This window comes from Streptomyces coeruleorubidus (assembly GCF_008705135.1).
In the GTDB taxonomy this organism is placed as follows: Bacteria; Actinomycetota; Actinomycetes; order Streptomycetales; family Streptomycetaceae; genus Streptomyces; species Streptomyces coeruleofuscus.
Window position 1 is genome coordinate 467,297 of the sequence record NZ_CP023694.1, and the last position, 16,386, is coordinate 483,682.

The following is a 16,386-nucleotide window of genomic DNA, read 5'->3' on the forward strand; positions in this document are numbered from 1 at the left end:
GAGGAAGGTTTGTCCATGGATCGGCGGTCTCTGCGTCGTGAAACAGCCCCGCGCAGCGGATCCGGTGTCGTGGGCGTCGAGGTGGCGGCGATGGTGACGTCGATGCCGAAGCGGTCGGCGTCGGATGAGGCGACGTCGAGGACGGTGACCGAGCCGCCCGGCGCATCCCTGATGCAGGGGGCCTATCGGTCCGCGGCCCCTTTCTGGTTCAGAGCCCGGGTCAGTTCGCGGTTAGAGCGTGTCTCTTTGGTGGGCCGGTCAGTTGATCGGATGTGTCCATCCGGTCAGTGATCACTGATGCGATGTGGGACCGGATCGAGCCGCTGATGCCGGCCGATCCGGTCCGCGGTCGGCGATGGGCTGACCACCGCCGCCCCCTTGAGGCCATTGCGTGGAAGTACCGCACCTGTTCGCCCTGGCGGGACCTGCCAAAGGAGCTTGGCTCCTTCAAGACGGCCCACAAACGTCTCATCAGGTGGGCCGTCGACGGCACCTGGGCACGGATCCTTGCCGCCGTCCTAGCCACCGCCGACGCTGATGACGACGTGGAATGGACGGTCTCGGTGGACTCCACCATCTGCCGGGCCCATCACCACGCGGCTGGGGCTGTGAGAAAGGGGGCTGCGCGACGGTCAGAACCCGACGATCACGCACTCGGACGTTCTCGTGGCGGCCTGAGTACGAAAATACATCTGGCCAGCGATAACCGGGCACGGCCGTTGGCCTTCTATGCCACCGCTGGTCAGGCGGGTGATGCTCCGGCATTCGAGGCCGTCATGGCCAGAATCCGCGTCCCGCGACGCGGTCTCGGCAGGCCCAGGACTCGACCGGATACTGTCCTCGCGGACCGCGCTTATTCTTCCCGCGCGATCCGCAGCCATCTCCGGCGGCGAGGCATTCGGGCCGTCATCCCGCAACCTGCCGACCAGGTCGGACACCGTCTACGGAGAGGGCGAGCTGGAGGCCGACCGCCAGGGTTCGATGCGGAGGTATACAAGCAGCGCAACACCGTCGAACGGTGCATCAGCCGCTTGAAGCAGTGGCGTGGTCTGGCAATGCGCACGGACAATCTTGCCTTGGCCTACGAGGCTGCTTTGCACTTGGCGGCCATCCTGATCTGGTCCCGCTCGACGCAATGATCAGAGCAGCTCGTGGACGACCAGTCGCGACTGCTTCCCCGAAAAAGCGCTTCGCAGGGCTCGAGCCTCACGGTCACGGGCAGCGAAGACTCCTCGCTTGTCCACGTGCACGACCAGGACGTCGTAGCTGTCGATGACCTCGGAGATGCCCCGCGTCTGGATAGTGTCCCGCCAGGCTTCCGTGTTCCGCCCGAACCACTCCGGCAGGCCGCAAGGCTCAGCCACGGCGTCCCAGAAGTCATCGAGCGTCTCGATCGGCCTACCCCGCAGGTCAACCACCAGTTCCGACTCAATCCTCTTGGCCATCACGACAGAGTAATCGGCCCTCCTCCAAGGCGTTAGGGCTCCAAGAGACACGCCCTAGGAGGGTGCCTGCGGATCCTGCGGCTTCTAATCACGCGACACCGCCTCCGAGTTGTGGGAACCTCATCCGCGATGACACAACGAACCGATACACCCCCCTCGTGGGACGAGCGTACGCAGCTGGCCACCTTCCTGGATTACGCCCGGGACACGGCGCGAGCCAAGTGCGAGGGCGTGTCCGAGGAAGATGCCCGCAAGGCACCGCTCCCGAATTCACCGTTGATGACACTCTGCGGGCTGATCAGCCACTTGCGGTGGGTCGAGCATCACTGGGTCCAGGTGATGTATCTCGGTGAGGAGCCGGAGGGGCCGCTCACGGCGGCGACCGACGACGACCCCGACCCCGAGATGCGGACGGCGGTCGACATCCCGTTGCCCCAGCTTCTCGCCGAGTACGAAGAACAGAGCGCCCGCTATCGCCGCCTGGTGGCCGACCGCGACCTGAACTCAAAGGCCAAGCGTCCTATCGGCGACGGCCGCCACGTGGACCTGCGCTGGGTGATCCTCCACCTCATCGAAGAGATTTCCCGCCACAACGGTCACCTCGATGTCGTGCGTGAACTCGTCGACGGACAGACCGGCGTCTAGCCCGGAGCCGGGGACCCCGGGAGCGTCCGAGTCCCTCGTCGGGGCGGCGCTGCCGGGGCGTGCACAAGATCCGCCGGGCAGACCCTAGCTAGGAGGAGCCGGCTCGGTCGGACTCGCTGCGAAGGACGCAGAACTCGTTGCCTTCGGGGTCGGCAAGGACTGCCCAGCCAGAGCCATCGGCGTTGCGGTGATCCGCGACGAACGTGGCACCGAGACCCAGCAGCCTTTCCACCTCCTGCTCACGCGAGGTCTCAGGGCGCAGACACAGATGGATCCGGTTCTTGGTCCTCACTTCGCACCAGCGGACAGAGCTTCGGGCGGGTCCGCAACTCACAGGGCTGGAAGGCGACTTCGGGCTGAATTCCACCTCCTCTACAGTGATGTAGATTCTTTACCCGGGGCCCGCCATCGGGCCTCGACGACATACGCAGAGAAGGAGTACCTCGTGGGAGTTTCCCTGTCCAAGGGTGGCAACGTCTCGCTCAGCAAGGAGGCGCCGGGTCTCACCGCCGTCCTGGTCGGCCTGGGCTGGGACGTGCGCACGACCACCGGCACCGACTACGACCTCGACGCATCCGCCCTGCTCCTCGAGGCCTCCGGCAAGGTCCCCTCGGACCAGCACTTCGTCTTCTACAACAACCTCAAGAGCCCGGACGGTTCGGTCGAGCACACCGGCGACAACCTCACCGGTGAGGGCGAGGGCGACGACGAGTCGGTCAAGGTGAACCTCGCCGCCGTGCCCGCCGAGATCGACAAGATCGTGTTCCCGGTCTCCATTCACGACGCCGAGAACCGCGGACAGAGCTTCGGGCAGGTCCGCAACGCCTTCATCCGTGTCGTCAACCAGGCGAACAACCAGGAGATCGCCCGCTACGACCTGTCCGAGGACGCCTCAACCGAGACCGCGATGGTCTTCGGCGAGCTCTACCGGCATGGCACCGAGTGGAAGTTCCGAGCCGTCGGCCAGGGCTACGCCTCCGGACTGGCCGGCATCGCCACCGACTTCGGCGTCAACGTCTGACACGCACGAAAGCAGGGCCACGGGACCTGCCCTGCTCACGGATCCCACCGGCCGGGCGACGGACCGCGTGCGGGCCCGCGCGCTGAGGGACATCGACGGGTTCAGAGCCTCTTGATACCCCAGAAGGCGGCGACCAGCACGACGACCACGGCCGCCACCAACCAGACGGCCAGGCCGACACGACGCATCCACGGGCTCACACTCCACTGATGCCCGCCGGTCACGCCGCCACACCCGGCGAGGCCGAGCGGCTGCAAGACGGGGAACGCCGTCGCACGGGCGTATCGCGCACGGACGACGAACCCCGGCTGCAGGCACCAGTTCGTGTGCAACGGCTCGTCCGCGGGCCGCGACACCGCGGGTGATCCGTCAGTGGTCGTCCCAGTGCCCTTCATGAGCGGCGTGGCGGTGACCGTCGTGCAGGTAGTCGGTGTGATCCTCGTGCGGCACGGCGACGTGACCGCACCCCTCACCGTGCTGGTGGTCGTGGGCGTCGTGGGCGGCATGACCGGCAGCGGTGCACTCGTCGACATGGTCGCCGTGGATCCGGTGGATGTGGCCGTCGTGCGCGTAGTCGGTGTGGTCGCCGTGCGGGAAGGCGACGTGGCCGCACCCCTCGCCGTGGGTGTGCGCGTGCCCTTCGTGCGTGCGGTGGTCGGTGGCGGTGGACATGGGGGACTCCTCGCTTGCCTTTCTGGCCGCTCGCGGACCTGCCCCGGACGACAAATTGCGACATCAACATATGGCGACTTCTGCATGCATGACAGAGCCACCACCCACGCTTCACACGCAGATCACCGCAACTCCACTGACATCAGCCACTCGATGCGCGACCGCCCCTCTGAACCCGCCTCATCAAGGGCGGCACCCACCTGGAAGGCATCGGGCGCGTCACCGCCGTGGCGTTCGACAAGACCGGCACCCTCGCCCTCGGTCGACCCCTGGTCACCAGCGTGGTGACGCTCGACGAGAGCGTCTCGGCAGACGAGGTGCTGAGCCTGGCAGCCTCCGGCGAGCTGCACGCACACCACCCGCTCGCCGAGGCCATCGTCCGCCAGTTGACCGACCTCGGCGTCACGCACATCGTGCTCCTGACAGGCGACGCACCGAAACCGCCCAGGCCACGGCCGACACCCTCGGCATCACCGAAGTCCCGCCCACGCGCTGCACAAAGCCAAACTCCAATGCGCCAAGTCGCGGCCGTCGTCGAGCTCAGCCGGCACACCCTGCGCGTCACCCGGACCGGATCGGATCGGCGCTTGCCCTTGCACATGGAAACCGATCGGTTTACGGTAGGGAAACCGATCAGTTTCTCCACGAGCTCAGGGATCCATGATGACGACAAGTCGGCCGGCGGCACTCGTGACGGGTGCGTCATCCGGTATCGGTAAGGAAACCGCGCTCGCGCTGGTCGCAGCGGGTTTCGACGTGGTCGGCACGAGCCGCGACACCTCTCGCGTCATCCCGCCGGACGGTGTGTCGTTCCTCGACCTCGACGTAGCCAGTGACGCCTCGGTCAGCACCGCGGTCGAGCAGGTGATCGAGCGGTTCGGGCGGATCGACGTCCTGGTCAACAACGCCGGCGTCGGCTCGATGGGTGCGGCCGAGGAGACCTCCGTCGCCCAGGCGCAGGGCATCTTCGACACCAACGTCTTCGGGGTCATGCGCATGGTGAAGGAGGTCCTGCCGCGCATGCGCGCTCAGGGACGTGGGCGCATCATCAACATCTCGTCCGTGGTCGGGCTCATCCCCTCGCCCTACATGGCCGTTTACGCCGCCTCCAAGCACGCGATCGAGGGCTACACCGAGTCCCTGGACCACGAGGTCCGTGAGCACGGCGTCCGGGCCCTTCTCGTCGAACCCGCCTACACCAAGACCGGATTCGAGGCCAACAGCGCGCGACCCGACACGCCCCTTCAGGTCTACGCGAAGCAGCGGCTCACCTTCGACCGCCTGATGGCGGAGGCGATCAAGGGCGGCGACGCCCCCGCCGTCGTCGCCAAGGTGATCGTCGCGGCAGCGACCGACGCGAGGCCGAAGCTCCGCTACACCGCCGGCCCCGTGGCCGGACGCGCGAGTACGCTGCGCCGCGTCGTTCCCGCCCGGGCCTTCGACAAGCAGATTCGCAAGCTCAACCGGCTGGCCGGCTGACGCCGGCTCCGAGACGGGCCCTTTCCGGGTATCGCGGGCGTATCGAAAATCGGATACGCCGTCGCAACGGTCCTCCGTCTCCAATGGGGGCATGAACGACACCGCATCCCTGACAGCACCGCCCCGCCGCACCCGCGGGATCGTGCTTCTCGTCCTGGCGATCCTCGGCATGGCGAGCGCCGTGTTCGTCGTGCGGCGGCCGCTCTTGATGTCCGCCCCGACATGCATGGCCGGGCGGTGGCACGGCTGTTTCGACACGTTCAACGGTGTGGTGCTCATGACGTTGGTCGCACTGCCGTTGGCCGCGCTGGTGGTGTGGGCCCTGGCACGCCGTCGGCGTGCCGCCGGAGTCACATCGGCGTGGCGTATGTCGGTGGCCGAGGTGGGCATGGTCCACGGGACGGTGCCGTTCCTGTGGCTGACCATGATGCCGGGCGGCGGGGCCGGCACCGTCCCCGCGCGGGTGAGCCTGGTACCGCTGCGGGACCTGCTCACGATGGGGCCGCTCGGGATCGCCGGCAACCTGCTGATCTTCGCGGCGCTGGGGTTCTTCGCGCCGATGCGGTTCGCGGCGCTGGCGTCCGTGCCGCGGATCCTGGCGCTCGGGGCGGGTTGCTCGGTCCTGGTCGAGACCGCACAGTACGTCCTGCGGCTCGACCGGGTGTCGTCCGTGGACGACGTGCTGGTCAACGCCGCCGGCGCCGTGCTGGCCGCGCTGGCGTCACGCCGCTGGTGGCGCACTACGGCCCAAGCACCGTCGGACCAGCCTCGCCCCGCGCCGGCACCGGCGGGCTGAGTCACGTGTCCGGCAAGTTTTCGCATACCTCGGCGATATGTCGTGCTCCTTAGGCTTCAGGCATGCGTGTACTGATCGTGGAGGACGAGCCCTACCTGGCCGAAGCCGTCCGTGACGGTCTGCGGCTGGAGGCGATCGCCGCCGACATCGCCGGCGACGGCGACTCCGCCCTGGAACTGCTCAGCGTCCACTCCTACGACCTCGCGGTCCTCGACCGCGACATCCCCGGCCCCTCCGGCGACGAGGTCGCCCGGCGCATCGTCGCCTCCGGCAGCGGCATCCCGATCCTCATGCTCACCGCGGCCGACCGGATCGACGACAAGGCTTCCGGGTTCGAGATCGGCGCCGACGACTACCTCACCAAACCGTTCGAGCTGCGGGAACTCGTCCTGCGACTGAGGGCGCTGGACCGCAGACGCGCGTACGCCCGGCCCCCGGTCAGGGAGATCGCGGGCCTGCGGCTCGACCCCTTCCGCCGGGAGGTCTTCCGCGACGGACGTTACGTCGCGCTCACCCGCAAACAGTTCGCCGTGCTGGAAGTCCTCGTCGGCGCCGAGGGCGGGGTCGTCAGCGCCGAAGAACTGCTGGAACGGGCCTGGGACGAGAACGCCGACCCCCTGACCAACGCCGTGCGCATCACCGTCTCCGCACTGCGCAAGCGGCTCGGCGAACCATGGATCATCGTCACGGTGCCCGGCGTCGGCTACCGGATCGACACCGCCGCGGACGCCATCGTCCCCGGCGGGGACACCACCCACCCCGACAGCGGCGATGCGTAGACGCCCAGGGCTCAGCGCCCGACTGAAACTCACCCTGAGCTACGCCGCGTTCCTCGCCGTCGCCGGCGCTCTCCTGCTGGCCGTGGTGTGGGTGTTCCTGCTGCGCTACGTACCCGACAACAGCCAGGGCCTGCTCGGGATCTCGCCCAACCGCTACCTCCTGGTGCGCACCTTCGCCCCCGCCGCGGCCGTGGCGATGGCGTGCCTGCTCGTGTTCGGCCTCGTCGGGGGATGGATCCTCGCTGGCCGGATGCTCGCACCGCTCACACAGATCACGGATGCGGCACGGATGGCCGGGAACGGGTCGCTGTCCCACCGGATCCGTATGAAGGGCCGCCAGGACGAATTCCGTGAACTCTCCGACGTGTTCGACTCGATGCTCGAACAACTCGAGTCCCACGTCGCCGAGCAGCAGAGGTTCGCCGCGAACGCCTCCCACGAACTGCGCACCCCGCTGGCCATCTCGCGGACGCTGCTCGACGTCGCCCGCAAGGACCCCACCCGGGACCGGGGCGAACTCATCGAACGCCTCCACGCTGTCAACACGCGCGCGATCGGCCTCACCGAGGCCCTCCTGCTGCTCAGCCGCAGCGACCGCGGAAACTTCACCCGCGAGAGCATCGACCTCTCCCTCATCGCCGAAGAAGCCGCCGAAACCCTGCTCCGCCTCGCCGAACAGCGCCGGATCACGCTCGGCGTCACCGGCGGAGCGGCCCGGACCAGCGGCTCCGCGGAGCTCCTGCTGCGGATGGTGACGAACCTCGTCCAGAACGCCATCGTCCACAACCTGCCCGCCGACGGCACCGTGACGGTCCGCACCGAGGCAGACGGCGACACGAGCGTGCTGCGGGTCGAGAACACGGGCCGTCCGCTCCCACCCGAATTGGTACCGACCCTCACCGAACCCTTCCAGCGCGGGACGGAGCGCGTACGCACCGACGAGCACGCCGGCGCCGGCCTCGGTCTGGCCATCGTGCACAGCGTCGTCCGCGCCCACGACGGGACCCTCGACCTCGTCCCCCGGCCGACCGGCGGTCTCCTCGTCACGGTCCGGCTTCCTGCTGGGGGTCCCCGCCGTCCGCCTGTCAGCCGACCGCGGCCGGCTGACCGGGGCGAATGTTCTGGTTGAGGAGGAACAGGTTGGCCTGGTCGTAGACGTTCTTGAGCGCCACCAGGGTGGCAGGTCTGCGGCATTCCAGAGCCCCGACGGTCAGGGCCATGCCGGGCAGGCGTACACCCTCAACGGTCCCGAACTCCTCACCCACCGGCGGCAAGTGGAGCTCATCGCCGAGGCGATGGGCGAGGAGATCCGGTTAGAAGTGGTCACGCCTCAGAAGGCCCGCGAGATCTATCTCGCGCAAGGCGGCTTCGCGGCGGAGAACGCAGACTTCCTCCTCGGGTTCGAGGATTACGCCGGCGACGAATCGGACCCTTCGCCGGAGACGGAGGCGGAGGCGTTCGACCTGTCGTCCCTGGGTCCCATGCCGACGGCCGAGGCCGTCACCGGAAGGCCGGCGCGCACCTTCGCGCAGTGGGCACGGGACCATGCCGACGCGTTCCGCGCCTGACGAACGTTCCGCCCGCCGCCGGTGAAGCGCCGGCGGCGGACCACCCCGTCCGCGGCAAGCCCCGAGCGTCCGGTCGCGTCTCAACGTGGTCGCGCCTGCGAGTTCCACCGGGGTCGCGAACGGCCATGACGTGGCCTGCCACACTCGTCGTCCCCCTGACCCAGCCGGAATCCCGGCGGCGCAGTCCTTCGGTGAGACCACCCCCAGCCCTCAGCAGAAGAGGGGCAAGCGTTGCTTATCGCGCTGTGGATTTCTCCATGCACAACATGATCCGGGAAGCCCGCCTGGCGGATTCTGTCATGGCACACCCTTGACCGCACCTCCTCCCCCTTGGACTATGTTGCGTAATGCTCGCCGTGTTGCTCATTACGCACCGCTGGAGGATGCTGTGCCCCCTCGCCCCCGCCCCGGCCGCGAGTTCGTCCTCACCCTCTCCTGTCCCGACCGGGCCGGACTGGTCCACGCCGTCACCGGCTTCCTCGTCGAGCACTCCGGGAACATCCTGGAGAGCCAGCAGTTCGACGACCGTTTGCAGGACCGCTTCTTCATGCGTGTGCACTTCGACGTCTCCGACCCGGCGACATCACTGGAACGTCTGCGCGCAGGTTTCTCCTCGCTGGCCGAGACCTACCGGATCGACTGGCGGCTGTTCGACGCGGCCGCCCCCACCCGCACGCTGATCATGGTTTCCAGGTACGGCCACTGCCTGAACGACCTGCTGTTCCGCAAGAGCACCGGTGCCCTCAACATCGAGATACCGGCGATCGTCTCCAACCACCGGGACTTCGAGCCGCTCGCCCAGAGCCACGGCATCCCCTTCCACCACATCCCCGTGACACCGCAGACCAAGGCGGAGGCGGAGACCCGGCTGCTGGAACTGGTGGAGCGTTTGGAGATCGACCTCGTGGTCCTCGCCCGCTACATGCAGATCCTGTCGGACGACCTGTGCAAGCAGTTCGAGGGCCGGGCCATCAACATCCACCACTCCTTCCTCCCCAGCTTCAAGGGAGCCCGGCCCTACCTCCAGGCCCACCAGCGAGGGGTCAAGCTGGTCGGGGCCACCGCCCACTACGTCACCCCCGACCTGGACGAGGGGCCCATCATCGAGCAGGACGTCGTCCGCGTGGACCACTCCCACGACCCCGACCAACTGGTCACCACAGGACGGGACGTCGAGGCACGTGTGCTGGCGCGGGCCGTGCAATGGCACACCGAGAGCCGCATCCTGCTCAACGGCCACCACACCGTGGTCTTCCGCTGAGGCCACGCTCGCGTCTCCCCGCTGTCGCAGCCGCCGCCCGACAGCTCCCCCGAGGCGTACAGCCCACCCTGCGCCCCAACACGAGGAAGCCGCAGATGACCGTACTGAACACGTCCCTGCACGAGCTCGACCCGGCCGTCGCCGCCGCGCTCGACGCCGAGCTGGAGCGCCAGCAGTCCACTCTGGAGATGATCGCCTCCGAGAACTTCGCCCCGGTCGCGGTGCTGGAGGCCCAGGGCTCGGTCCTGACCAACAAGTACGCCGAGGGCTACCCGGGACGGCGCTACTACGGCGGCTGCGAGCACGTCGACGTGGTCGAGCAGATCGCTATCGACCGGGTCAAGGAGCTGTTCGGCGCCGAGTACGCCAACGTCCAGCCCCACTCCGGCGCCTCCGCCAACCAGGCTGCCCTGTTCGCCCTGGCCCAGCCCGGCGACACCGTCCTCGGCCTGGACCTGGCTCACGGCGGCCACCTGACCCACGGGATGCGGCTGAACTTCTCCGGCAAGCAGTTCAACGTCGTCGCGTACCACGTCGACACCGAGACCGGCCTGGTCGACATGGCCGAGCTGGAGAAGCTGGCCGGGGAGCACCGCCCGAAGGTGATCATCGCCGGGTGGTCGGCGTACCCGCGGCAGCTGGACTTCGCGGAGTTCCGCCGTATCGCCGACGAGGCCGGGGCGTACCTGTGGGTCGACATGGCGCACTTCGCGGGCCTGGTCGCGGCCGGGCTGCACCCGAATCCCGTGCCGCACGCGGACGTGGTCACCTCCACCACCCACAAGACGCTGGGCGGTCCGCGCGGCGGCATCATCCTCGCCCGGAGCAAGGACTTCGCGAAGAAGCTGAACTCCTCCGTCTTCCCCGGCTTCCAGGGCGGCCCGCTGGAGCATGTGATCGGCGCCAAGGCGGTCTCCTTCAAGGTCGCGGCCTCGGAGGAGTTCAGGGAGCGCCAGCGCCGTACGGTCGAGGGCGCGCGCATCCTCGCCGAGCGACTGACCGCCGCCGATGCCCGCGAGGCCGGCGTGAACGTCCTGTCCGGCGGCACGGACGTGCACCTGATCCTGGTGGACCTGCGCGAGTCGGAGCTGGACGGCCGGCAGGCGGAGGACCGCCTCCACGAGGTCGGCATCACGGTCAACCGCAACGCCGTCCCGAACGACCCGCGTCCGCCGATGGTGACGTCGGGCCTGCGGATCGGCACGCCGGCCCTGGCGACCCGGGGCTTCGAGGCCGAGGACTTCGCCGAGGTGGCGGACATCATCACCGAGACGCTGAAACCGTCCCACGAGGCCGAGGCGCTCAAGGCCCGGGTCAAGGCGCTGGCCGACAAGCACCCGCTCTACGCCGGCCTGACCAAGTAACAGCGCCCCCGCGCGGAGGAGTGACCGTGGCCGTCTCGGTCTTCGACCTGGTCTCGATCGGCATCGGCCCGTCCAGCTCCCACACGGTCGGCCCGATGCGCGCGGCACGCATGTTCGTGGTCGTGAAGTACAAGGAGACCGCGCGGGGCGGACTCGCCGTCAACATCATCGAGTGCTGAGCGAGGCCCGGCCGCGGGCCGGGCAACTCAGGGCCGTGGCTGTGTGAGCCGCTGAGCGGCTCACACAGCCAGGTCAGTCCATCAGACGTACTCCGTCGCCGCGTCGAGCAGCCAGTCCGCCAGGTAGCCGGCGAAGGACGAGCGGACCAGTACCCAGAAGCCTGCCCTGGGTTCGTCCCGGGAGACCAGGACGACCTGGGTGCGTCCCAGTGTCGTCTGGGCGCAGCGCCCCGCCTCGAAGGCCCGTGGATGCAGGTCCAGCGGGCACCCGTGGGCCAGCAGGTCGCGTGCGCGCGAACCCGTCACGAGGAGCGTGGTGCGCTGGGCGGAGACGTCGGTGACCGAGACCGGCTCGTCTCCCGCGGCCTCCCGGATACGGCTCTCCCAGTCCCCCTCGCGGCCCGGCGGCCCGACCAGCAGCCACTCGTCGGGACCGAGCCACAGCGCGGTCGACTCCCCCGCGCGCACGACGGTGTCGGGTTCGAGGGGCAGTTGCAGGCCCAGTGCCAGTCCGACGGCGTCCGCCGCCGCTCCCTTGGCGTCCAGGCGCACGTTCACCTGGGTCAGGAAGGGGAGTTCGGCCAGCCGGATCGCGCCCCGGGAGGCGCGGGTGGCGGCGGCCAGACGGTCGGCGGCGTGCGACAGGGGGCTGCAGGGCGGGGCGGCAAGGGCGGTGTCAGCCATCGCGACGGGCTCCCTCGGGGTCGTAGAGGACGGGGCTTGCGACGGTCACCGGAACCAGCCGGTCGCCGACGGGGGCGTACAGCCGCTCGCCGATGCGTTCCCGGCCGCCCTTGATCATGGCGAGCGCGAACGTCCGGCCGAGGGCCGCGCTGCGGTAACTGGAGGTGACGTGGCCGAGCATCGGGACGGGCGGCTTCGGCAGCACACTGCCGGCGACGAGCTGAGTGCCCTCCGGAAGGAAGGTGCCCGGGTCCTCGGGAAGCAGGCCGACCAGGTGCTTGCGGTCGGGGCGGGCGGTGTCCGCACGGGCGAAGGACCGCTTGCCGATGAAGTCCGGCTTCTTCTTCGACACCACCCAGTTCATGCCGAGATCGTGCGGGGTGACGGTGCCGTCGGTGTCCTGGCCGATGATCGGGTAGCCCTTCTCGGCCCGCAGGACGTGCATGGTCTCGGTGCCGTACGGGGTGATGCCGTGCGGGGCACCGGCTTCGTACAGCGCCTGCCACAGGGCGAGGGCCTGCCACGGTGACACGTTGATCTCGTAGGCCAGTTCGCCGGAGAAGCTGATACGGCAGACCCTGGCCTCGATGCCCGCGACGGCCGTCTCGCGCCACGCCATGAACGGGAAGTCGTCGTTGGCGACGGCGAGTCGGGGCGCGAGCGAGCCGAGGACCTCGCGGGACTTCGGGCCGACCAGGGCGACGGTGGCCCACTGCTCGGTCACGGACGTGCAGTGGACCTTCAGCTCGGGCCACTCGGTCTGGAGCCACTCCTCCATCCAGTCCAGTACGGCCGCCGCGTTGCCGGTCGTGGTGGTGACCAGGAAGCGGTCGGGGGCGAGGCGGATGACGGTGCCGTCGTCGAAGACCATGCCGTCGGGGCGGCACATGACGCCGTAGCGGATCATGCCGACCTTCAGGGTGCTGATCATGTTGGTGTAGAGCAGATCGAGGAAGACGCCGGCGTCCGGGCCCTGGACGTCGATCTTGCCGAGCGTGGAGGCGTCCATGAAGGCGACGCCCTCACGCGCGGCCGCGCACTCGCGCAGCACGGCGGCCTCCATGTCCTCACCGTCGCGCGGGTAGTACCAGGGGCGCTTCCACTGGCCGACGTTCTCGAACAGGGCGCCGTGCTCGACGTGCCACTGGTGCAGGGCCGTCACCCGGACCGGGTCGTGCAGGGCGCCTCGGTCACGGCCCGCGAGAGCGGCGAAGGAGACAGGGGTGTAGGGGGGACGGAACGTGGTCGTGCCGAGCATCGAGATGTCCACGCCGAGCAGTTCGGCGACGACCCCGCCGGCCAGGACGCCGGAGGTCTTGCCCTGGTCGTTGGCGGTGCCGGCCGTGGTGTAGCGCTTGGTGTGTTCGACCGAGCGCATGCCGGCCCCGGTCGCGCGGGCCAGGTCGTCGATCGTGACGTCGCGTTGGAGGTCGACGAAACGGGGGCCCGCTTCGCTGCCGGGGACGGTGAAGACGTGCAGGGCGGGCGTGTACGGCTGTGCGGCCGCCTTCGGCAGGCCGGGCGTCTCGGAGGTGTAGCCCTCGGCCTCGATCGCACGGGCACCGGCGGCCGCGCCCTGCGCGAGGACGCCGGCCAGGTCGAAGACACCGCTCGCGCTGCCCGCCACCTCGACGGCCTGACGGCAGGCGTCGGGGACGAAGGTGCCGAGTTCCTCGTCGTGGCGCAGCTTGCCGCCGGCCTGGCTGAACAGGTGCGCGACGGGATTCCAGCCGCCGGAGACCAGCAGCAGGTCGGCGGCGAACTCCCGCTGCCCGGCGGACCCCCCGTACGGGGCGACGGTCACGGCCGTGATCCGCGCGTCGCCCTCCGTGCCGGTGACGGCATGACCGGTCAGCACCTCGATGCCGGCCGCGCGCGCACGCTCGGCCCATTCCCCCGGCTCCGGGCGCGTGTCGACGACGGCCTGGACGGACACGCCTGCCGCGGCGAGGTCCAACGCCGTCGGATAGGCGCTGTCGTTGGTGGTGAAGACGACCGCGCGACGGCCGGGCAGGACACCGTAGCGGTTGACGTAGGTGCGGGCGGAGGCCGCCAGCATCACGCCGGGACGGTCGTTGTCCGCGAAGGCCAGGGAGCGTTCGTGGGCCCCGGTGGCGAGGACGACGCGACGGGCGCGGATGCGCCAGACGCGTTCGCGGGAGACGTTCTCGGGGGCCTCGGCGCCGAGGTGGTTGGTGCGGCGTTCGACGGCGAGAAGGTGGTTGTCGTCGTAGTACCCGAAGACGGTGGTGCGGCGGAGAACGCGTACGTCGGGCGCGGCGTCGAGCCGGGCTGCGGTCTCCTCGGCCCAGCCGGGGAGTTCGGCCGTGCCGAGGAGGCTGCCGCCGAGTTCCGGCTGGTCGTCGGCGACGATGACACGGGCGCCGCTTCTCGCTGCCGCGGCCGCTGCGGCGAGGCCGGCCGGGCCGGCGCCGACGATCAGCAGGTCGCAGTGGGCGTGTACGGCGTCGTAGCGGGCCGGGTCCGGTTCGGTGGCGAGGCGGCCCTGGCCAGGGAGGCCGGTCGCGACGAGGCCGTCGTAGAGCTCGACCGTGGTGGCCGGGAGCATGGGCTCGGGGAACGGGGCCTCGATCTGGATGACGGCGTTGGGTTCCTCGACGCCGGCCGTGAAGATGCCGCGTGGGCGGCCGAGCTTGATGCTGGTGCCGGTGTGGATGACGCCGTTGGCGAGGAGGGCGGAGGCGAGGGTGTCGCCCTTGTAGCCCCGGTACTCGGTGCCGTCGAAAGTGAAGGTGATCGGGGTGTCGCGGTGGATTCGGCCGCGGGTGGGGTGGCGGAACGGCTGGGTTGTTTCGCCCCCGCCGCCCCTACCCGTCCCATCCTGAAGGGGCTCCGCCCCTTCGACCCCGCCGGGGGCTGCGCCCCCGGACCCCCCTTCGGCCTGGACGGCCTCGTCCTCAAACGCCGGACGGGCTGGGGCCACCGAACGTGACTCGAATATCACAGGGCGCTCCTCCCCCGCCCGATAAACCGCCAGAATCTCGTTCGTCGACGTGTCCCGCACCGCGTTGAACCACCGTCGGCAGCCCGCCGCGTGGCTCCACCGCTCGGCGAACGGGCCCCTCGGGTTGTCGCGGAAGAACAGGTACCGGGCCCACTCCTCGTCGCTCAGCGCCGACGGGTCCTCGGGGTAGGGCACATGGGCCTGGCCGCCGTAGTGGAACTCGGCCTCGTCGCGGGGCCCGCACCACGGGCATGGGATGAGCAGCATGGTTCGGCTCCCAAAGAGTCCGGGCCTAGTGGGCCACCGCGGCCGCGCCGTGCTCGTCGACGAGCGCGCCGGTGGTGAAACGGTCGAGCGAGAAGGGGGCGTTGAGCGGGTGAGGGGTGTCGTGGGCGATGGTGTGGGCGTAGACCCAGCCCACGCCCGGGGTGGCCTTGAAACCGCCCGTGCCCCAGCCGCAGTTGAGGTAGAGGTTGTCCACCGGGGCGAGGCCGACGATGGGCGAGGCGTCGGGGCTGACGTCGACGATGCCGCCCCAGGTGCGCAGCACATGGGCACGGGCGAAGACCGGGAACAGCTCCAGGGCCGCCGACATCTGCTCCTCGATGATGTGGAAGGCGCCCCGCTGGGTGTACGAGTTGTAGGCGTCGATGCCCGCGCCCATCACCAGCTCGCCCTTGTGCGCCTGGCTGACGTACACGTGAACCGCGTTGGACATCACGACCGTCGGGTGCACCGGCTCCAGCAGCTCCGACACCAGCGCCTGCAACGGGTGGCTCTGGAGGGGCAGTTCGATGCCCGCCATCGCGGCGAGGACCGAGGTGTGGCCCGCCGAGCACAGCGCCACCTTGCCCGCCGCGATCGGGCCGAGGTTCGTCCGGACTCCGACCACCCGGTTGCCGACCACGTCCAGGCCGGTGACCTCGCAGTTCTGGATGATGTCGATGCCCGCGGCGTCCGCCGAGCGGGCCAGGCCCCAGGCGACGTGGTCGTGCTTGGCGATGCCGGCGCGCGGCTGGTAGGTGGCGCCCAGGACGGGGTAGCGCACGTTCGGGGAGGTGTTGACGATCGGGCAGACTTCCTTGACGCCGTCCGCGTCGAGCCACTCGGCGTCCACGCCGTTGAGGCGGTTGGCCTCGACGCGGCGCACGCTGTCGCGGACGTCCTGGAGGCTGTGCGCGAGGTTCAGCACACCACGCTGGGAGAAGAGGATCGGGTAGTCGAGCTCCTCGGCCAGCCCCTCCCATAGCTTGAGCGCGTGCTCGTAGATGCCGGCGCTCTCGTCCCACAGGTAGTTGGAGCGGATGATCGTGGTGTTGCGGGCCATGTTGCCGCCCGCGAGCCAGCCCTTGTCCAGGACCGCGACGTTCGTGATGCCGTGGTTCTTCGCCAGGTAGTGGGCGGTGGCCAGACCGTGGCCGCCGCCGCCCACGATGACCACGTCGTAGGACCGCTTCGGCTCCGGGTTGCGCCACAACCAGTCGGGGTGCTCCGGGAGTTCGGCACCGGGGGTGCGGGGGCTCATCGA

At 69.5% G+C, this 16,386-nt stretch carries 19 protein-coding genes and 1 pseudogene; 12 read left to right on the top strand and 8 right to left on the bottom strand.

Annotation, left to right across the window (positions count from 1 at the left end):
• Nucleotides 1-272 precede the first annotated feature (272 nt).
• Nucleotides 273-1,139 carry an IS5 family transposase gene (locus CP976_RS02230; protein WP_150478755.1) on the top strand — a complete coding sequence of 289 codons (867 nt, stop codon included), beginning with the start codon at nt 273-275 and terminating at the stop codon, nt 1,137-1,139.
• Here CP976_RS02230 and CP976_RS02235 read toward each other — a convergent pair whose 3' ends face one another.
• Nucleotides 1,140-1,445, bottom strand: a complete 306-nt coding sequence (locus CP976_RS02235; protein WP_150478756.1) for a barstar family protein — start codon at nt 1,443-1,445, stop codon at nt 1,140-1,142.
• 129 nt (nt 1,446-1,574) lie between these two features.
• Between CP976_RS02235 and CP976_RS02240 the strand changes: the two genes are divergently transcribed.
• A complete protein-coding gene (locus CP976_RS02240; RefSeq protein WP_150478757.1) occupies nt 1,575-2,090 on the top strand; it encodes a DinB family protein in 516 nt (171 codons plus the stop codon).
• 88 nt (nt 2,091-2,178) lie between these two features.
• On the opposite strand, the pseudogene CP976_RS02245 reads toward CP976_RS02240, so the two are convergent.
• Nucleotides 2,179-2,379 (bottom strand): annotated as a pseudogene (locus CP976_RS02245) (VOC family protein); the annotation flags it as partial.
• A gap of 156 nt (nt 2,380-2,535) precedes the next feature.
• Between CP976_RS02245 and CP976_RS02250 the strand changes: the two are divergent.
• Nucleotides 2,536-3,111, top strand: coding sequence for a TerD family protein (locus CP976_RS02250; RefSeq protein ID WP_150478758.1), 576 nt, complete (start codon nt 2,536-2,538; stop codon nt 3,109-3,111).
• 101 nt (nt 3,112-3,212) lie between these two features.
• Here the strand turns inward: CP976_RS02250 and CP976_RS44270 are convergent, their stop codons facing one another.
• Both CP976_RS44270 and CP976_RS02255 read right to left on the bottom strand, forming a co-directional pair.
• Nucleotides 3,213-3,335 (bottom strand): hypothetical protein, encoded by a 123-nt coding sequence (locus CP976_RS44270; protein WP_268250148.1) that lies wholly within the window; start codon nt 3,333-3,335, stop codon nt 3,213-3,215.
• A 145-nt stretch (nt 3,336-3,480) separates the two neighbouring features.
• Entirely contained in the window at nt 3,481-3,783 is a 303-nt protein-coding gene (locus CP976_RS02255; RefSeq protein ID WP_150478759.1) for a hypothetical protein, read from the bottom strand.
• A gap of 281 nt (nt 3,784-4,064) precedes the next feature.
• Here CP976_RS02255 and CP976_RS43500 point away from each other — a divergent pair, with 281 nt between their 5' ends.
• From CP976_RS43500 to CP976_RS02280, 5 genes are all read left to right on the top strand, one after another.
• Complete coding sequence (locus CP976_RS43500; protein WP_341874644.1) at nt 4,065-4,502, top strand: hypothetical protein; 438 nt, start codon at nt 4,065-4,067, stop codon at nt 4,500-4,502.
• Nucleotides 4,447-5,262, top strand: coding sequence for an oxidoreductase (locus tag CP976_RS02265; protein ID WP_208838961.1), 816 nt, complete (start codon nt 4,447-4,449; stop codon nt 5,260-5,262). Before CP976_RS43500 ends, CP976_RS02265 begins: the two co-directional genes overlap by 56 nt.
• 91 nt (nt 5,263-5,353) lie before the next feature.
• Complete coding sequence (locus CP976_RS02270) at nt 5,354-6,058, top strand: VanZ family protein (RefSeq protein ID WP_150478761.1); 705 nt, start codon at nt 5,354-5,356, stop codon at nt 6,056-6,058.
• 62 nt (nt 6,059-6,120) lie between these two features.
• Nucleotides 6,121-6,837, top strand: a complete 717-nt coding sequence (locus CP976_RS02275; RefSeq protein ID WP_150478762.1) for a response regulator transcription factor — start codon at nt 6,121-6,123, stop codon at nt 6,835-6,837.
• Nucleotides 6,830-7,966 (top strand): sensor histidine kinase, encoded by a 1,137-nt coding sequence (locus CP976_RS02280; protein ID WP_150478763.1) that lies wholly within the window; start codon nt 6,830-6,832, stop codon nt 7,964-7,966. Before CP976_RS02275 ends, CP976_RS02280 begins: the two co-directional genes overlap by 8 nt.
• Here CP976_RS02280 and CP976_RS02285 read toward each other — a convergent pair.
• A complete protein-coding gene (locus tag CP976_RS02285; protein WP_167537258.1) occupies nt 7,923-8,102 on the bottom strand; it encodes a hypothetical protein in 180 nt (59 codons plus the stop codon). The genes CP976_RS02280 and CP976_RS02285 overlap by 44 nt on opposite strands.
• Before the next feature lie 9 nt (nt 8,103-8,111).
• Here CP976_RS02285 and CP976_RS02290 point away from each other — a divergent pair, with 9 nt between their 5' ends.
• The 4 genes from CP976_RS02290 to CP976_RS44275 all read left to right on the top strand — a co-directional run bounded on the left by CP976_RS02290 (nt 8,112) and on the right by CP976_RS44275 (nt 11,209).
• Nucleotides 8,112-8,405: a hypothetical protein gene (locus CP976_RS02290; RefSeq protein WP_190146950.1), complete on the top strand. Its 294-nt coding sequence runs from the start codon at nt 8,112-8,114 to the stop codon at nt 8,403-8,405.
• A gap of 388 nt (nt 8,406-8,793) precedes the next feature.
• Nucleotides 8,794-9,666: a formyltetrahydrofolate deformylase gene (gene purU, locus CP976_RS02295; RefSeq protein ID WP_150478765.1), complete on the top strand. Its 873-nt coding sequence runs from the start codon at nt 8,794-8,796 to the stop codon at nt 9,664-9,666.
• A gap of 95 nt (nt 9,667-9,761) precedes the next feature.
• Entirely contained in the window at nt 9,762-11,030 is a 1,269-nt protein-coding gene (gene glyA / locus CP976_RS02300; protein ID WP_150478766.1) for a serine hydroxymethyltransferase, read from the top strand.
• Between the two features lie 26 nt (nt 11,031-11,056).
• Entirely contained in the window at nt 11,057-11,209 is a 153-nt protein-coding gene (locus CP976_RS44275; protein WP_190146949.1) for a serine dehydratase beta chain, read from the top strand.
• A gap of 81 nt (nt 11,210-11,290) precedes the next feature.
• On the opposite strand, the gene CP976_RS02310 is transcribed toward CP976_RS44275, so the two are convergent.
• From CP976_RS02310 to CP976_RS02320, 3 genes are read right to left on the bottom strand one after another with little or no spacing between them, the layout of a single operon-like run.
• The gene (locus tag CP976_RS02310; protein WP_150478768.1) at nt 11,291-11,893 is read right to left on the bottom strand and encodes a sarcosine oxidase subunit gamma; all 603 of its coding nucleotides are present in this window, start codon (nt 11,891-11,893) and stop codon (nt 11,291-11,293) included.
• Nucleotides 11,886-15,125: a sarcosine oxidase subunit alpha family protein gene (locus tag CP976_RS02315; protein WP_150478769.1), complete on the bottom strand. Its 3,240-nt coding sequence runs from the start codon at nt 15,123-15,125 to the stop codon at nt 11,886-11,888. Before CP976_RS02315 ends, CP976_RS02310 begins: the two co-directional genes overlap by 8 nt.
• 25 nt (nt 15,126-15,150) lie before the next feature.
• Complete coding sequence (locus CP976_RS02320) at nt 15,151-16,383, bottom strand: sarcosine oxidase subunit beta family protein (protein ID WP_150478770.1); 1,233 nt, start codon at nt 16,381-16,383, stop codon at nt 15,151-15,153.
• Nucleotides 16,384-16,386 lie beyond the last annotated feature (3 nt).